General features: G+C 55.2%; 3 protein-coding genes. All 3 read right to left on the bottom strand.

Going from position 1 to position 4,196, the window contains the following annotated elements; all coding sequences use genetic code 11:
* The coding region (locus AB7E14_RS21385; protein ID WP_428169924.1) for a nitrate reductase subunit alpha at positions 1 to 2,083 on the bottom strand (2,083 nt) is incomplete at its 3' end.
* 84 nt (positions 2,084 to 2,167) lie between these two features.
* Entirely contained in the window at positions 2,168 to 3,556 is a 1,389-nt protein-coding gene (locus AB7E14_RS21380; RefSeq protein ID WP_316961666.1) for a NarK family nitrate/nitrite MFS transporter, read from the bottom strand.
* A 216-nt stretch (positions 3,557 to 3,772) separates the two neighbouring features.
* Positions 3,773 to 4,196: TetR family transcriptional regulator (locus AB7E14_RS21375; RefSeq protein WP_428169923.1), on the bottom strand; the 424-nt coding region annotated here is incomplete at its 5' end.

Here is a 4,196-nt window from a genome sequence, read left to right as displayed (position 1 = left end):
CAAAACGAATATCGCCGGATTTCAACGCCTGAACGGTGTATTCCACGGGTGACAAGCCGGCTTTTTCGGCGCTGGCCTTCACCGTCAGCGGGTTGAGGTTGAGCTGCGGCGCAGAAGGCAACCAGCCCATGCGCTCGGCACGCACGTTGAAATCGATCAGATGACCGGTGAATTTCGAGGCATCCGCCAGCGGTGAGAGCAGTTCCTGGGCGGTCAGTTTTTCATAGCGCCACTGACTGGCGTGATTATAGAAAAACGAGGTGCTGTTCATCTGACGCGGCGGACGGTTCCAGTCGAGCGCAAACGCCAGCGGTAGCCAGCCGGTTTGCGGACGCAGTTTTTCCTGGCCGACATAGTGCGCCCAGCCGCCGCCGCTCTGTCCGACACAGCCGCAGAACACGAGGATGTTGATCATTCCCCGGTAGTTCATGTCCATGTGATACCAGTGGTTGACACCGGCACCAAGGATAATCATCGAGCGACCGTGGGTTTTATGTGCGGTATCAGCGAACTCACGGGCGATGGTTTCAATCTGGAAACGCGGCACGCCGGTGATCTGCTCCGCCCACGCCGGGGTATAGGCCTTCACCTCAGCATAATCCTTCGCGGCGTATGCGTCTTCCAGACCGCGATCGAGGCCGTAGTTGGCCAGCACCAGATCGTAAACGCTGACCACCGGACAACGGCGGCCATCGACAAGCGTCAGTTGCTTCACTGGCAACTGGCGCACCAGTACCGGTTCCTGCTTCACGCTGCGAAAATGCGGGTTTTCGTTGCCGCCAAAATAGGGGAATGCGACGCCCAATACCTCATCATGCTGACCAAGCAATGACAGCGACAGCTCGGTTTCCGTACCTGCCGCCAGCGACTCAAGGTTCCATTTACCTTTTTCGCCCCAGCGGAAACCAATCGAGCCGTTAGGCACTACCAGTTCACCGGTGGTGTTGCAGGCGACCGTTTTCCACTCCGGATTATTACTTTCGCCCAGACCGTCGACCAGATCCGAGGCGCGCATCATTCGTCCTGGCACGTAGCTGCCGTCTTCACGGGCGTCCAGTAATACCAGCATCGGCATATCGGTATAGCGACGGCAGTAGTTAAGGAAGTAGTCGCTGGGATTGTCGAGGTGGAACTCTTTTAAGATCACGTGGCCCATTGCCATCGCCAGCGCGCTGTCGGTACCTTGTTTTGGTGCCAGCCACTGATCGCTGAGTTTGGCGACTTCGGAGAAGTCAGGGGTAATGGCGACCGTTTTCGTCCCTTTGTAACGGACTTCGGTAAAGAAGTGCGCATCCGGCGTACGCGTTTGCGGTACGTTGGAGCCCCAGGCGATGATATAGCTGGAGTTGTACCAGTCGGCGGATTCCGGCACATCGGTCTGCTCGCCCCAGGTCATCGGTGACGCGGGCGGTAAGTCGCAGTACCAGTCGTAAAAACTCAGACAGGTACCGCCGAGCAGGGAAAGGTAACGGGTCCCGGCGGCGTAGGAGACCATCGACATTGCCGGGATCGGCGAGAAACCGGCGACGCGGTCCGGTCCATAGGTTTTCACCGTCCAGACGTTGGCGGCGGCAATCAACTGGTTAAGCTCTTTCCAACTGGAGCGGATGAACCCGCCGCGTCCGCGTACCTGCTTGTAGCTCTGGCTTTTTAGCGGGTCGTTCATGATTGACTCCCACGCCAACACCGGATCGGCATGGGTAGAGAGCGCGTCACGCCACAGTTCGATCAGACGCTTACGCACCAGCGGGTATTTCAGGCGATTGGCACTGTACAGATACCAGGAGTAGCTGGCACCACGCGGGCAGCCGCGCGGTTCGTGGTTAGGCAGATCCGGGCGCGTCCGGGGATAGTCGGTCTGCTGGGTTTCCCAGGTCACCAGACCATTTTTGACGTAGATCTTCCAGCTACAGGAGCCGGTACAGTTCACCCCGTGGGTGGAACGGACAATCTTGTCAAACTGCCAGCGCTGACGATAGCTGTCTTCCCAGTCCCGATTGGTATGCATCACCTGGCCGTGACCGTCAGCAAAGGTGTCACCCTTTTGTTTAAAGTAACGGAAGCGATCCAACAGTTTACTCATGACATTTCTCCTGCTCCATAGGGTCTTGTAGGCCGGATAGGCGCAGGCGCCTTTCCGGCCTACAAAACATCGGTGAATATGTTGTTATTTTTGCTTCGGTTTACGGCGGCCATAGACCAGCCAGGTCACCAGCACGCAGACGATGTAAAACACCAGAAAGATTTTCATGGCACCGACGGGAGAACCGGTCATCGCCAGCGAACTGCCGAACGCCTTAGGAATGAAAAAGCCGCCGACGGCGCCAATCGCGGAAATAAAGCCCAGCGCGGCGGCGGTGTCGGTCACCGCTTCACGCTGTGCCTGTTCGTCACTGCCACCACGCAGTTTCACCCTGTAGATGGTGAGCTGGCGGAAGATGACGGCGATCATCTGGAAGGTAGAGCCGCTGCCCAGACCGGCAGTTAAGAACAGCCCCATAAAGACCAGATAGAAGGCAATAAAGCTGCCGGAACCGGAGCCGGGAAGCGTCAGGAAGAGCAGGGCCGAGAACAGCGCCATAAAGATGAAGTTAATCAGCGTCACCCGGACGCCGCCGAACTTATCAGAGATGACGCCACCTGCAGAACGCGCCAGCGCGCCGATAAACGGGCCAAAAAACGCCAGATTGAGGATGTTCACGTCGGGGAACTGCGTCTTCGCCAGCATGGCAAAACCTGCGGAAAAGCCGATGAACGATCCGAATGTGGCCAGATAGAGCAGGCTCAACAGCCAGAGGTGAAAGCGCTTGAGCACCGGTAACTGAGACGCAATAGAGGCTTTGGAACTGGCAATATCATTGGTGCCCAGCCAGGCGGCAATCGTGGCAATCGCCAGCAGCGGCACCCAGATCCAGGCGGCGTTTGCCAGTGATAGCAGTGACCCATCGGGTTGCGGTACGCCCTGAACGCCGAGGAAGGCGAAGATCGGCAGAAAGATCACCAGCGGCGCGACGAGTTGCATCACGCTGACGCCGAGATTACCCAGTCCACCGTTCACTCCCAGCGCGCTGCCTTGTTTCGATTTTGGGAAAAAGAAGCTGATGTTGCCCATGCTGGAAGCAAAATTTGCGCCAGCAAAACCGCACAGCAGCGCGATAATGATAAATACCTCGAAAGGGGTGGTGGTATTTTGCACCGCAAAGCCGAGCCAGACGCAAGGAATAATCAGGATTGCGGTACTAAACACCGTCCAACGGCGTCCGCCAAATATAGGCACCATAAAGGAGTAGGGAACACGTAATATTGCACCAGAAAGAGAAGGTAATGCGGTCAATAAAAAGAGTTGATCGGTGGTGAAATTAAAACCAATTTTATTAAGGTTGACGGCAACGGCACTAAATAACATCCAGACGCAGAAGGCGAGTAAAAGGCAAGCAACTGAGATACAAAGGTTTCTTCGCGCAATGGGCTTTCCTTTATTTTCCCAAAATGCAGGATTTTCCGGCTTCCAGTCACTCAAAAGATAACGATTATTTTTCTCATTTTGTCGTGCCATATTGCCCCTCACATGCACAGATCGTTCATAAAAAAATAAGAAATAGTCTGCGTAAAAGGGCGCTATACGCCCTTTTTAGAATTTATTAATGCTTTTAGGAATATTGATGAAAGGATAGATAAGAATGCGCAACGACGCGGAGCGAAGGGGGAATAACAGGTTGCTTAAGTGTTACCAAATGTAAATAGAAAGTATAAATGATTAACCTTCATTCGTTCAGGAAAAAAGCTCCAGCTCAATCATGCGATCAAGATGGCGATCAAACGCCGGATCGGCCATCTCCTGAATGCCGAGAACGTACATGCCATCAAGGCCACAGACCAGCGCAATCAGGCGCCAGGCGATGTCGGCAGGGTCGGAGGCGGGGGTGAACTCTCCGGCAGCGAGTCCGCTTTCGATAATCGCGACCGTTTCCTCGTGCCACATGCGCATGGTGAGGAGATAAGCGCTTTTGATTTCCGGGTCTTTATCCGCAAGGATCTGCGCTTCGCGCCAGAGCTTAATGTAGGGCTCGAATCCGCGGTCATCACTGCCCAGCGTGGCGTGCAGACGCGTGCGCCAGGGGGCATCTTCCGCGACCAGTTCCGCATCCAGCAAGGTGCGAATCAGACGAACAAAAGCCTGTGATTTCAGTTCGCCA

This window comes from Citrobacter sp., assembly GCF_050252275.1.
Lineage (GTDB): Bacteria > Pseudomonadota > Gammaproteobacteria > Enterobacterales > Enterobacteriaceae > Citrobacter_A > Citrobacter_A amalonaticus.
The sequence above is the reverse complement of the archived record's forward strand: the minus strand, read 5'-3'. Positions and strand labels throughout refer to the sequence as shown.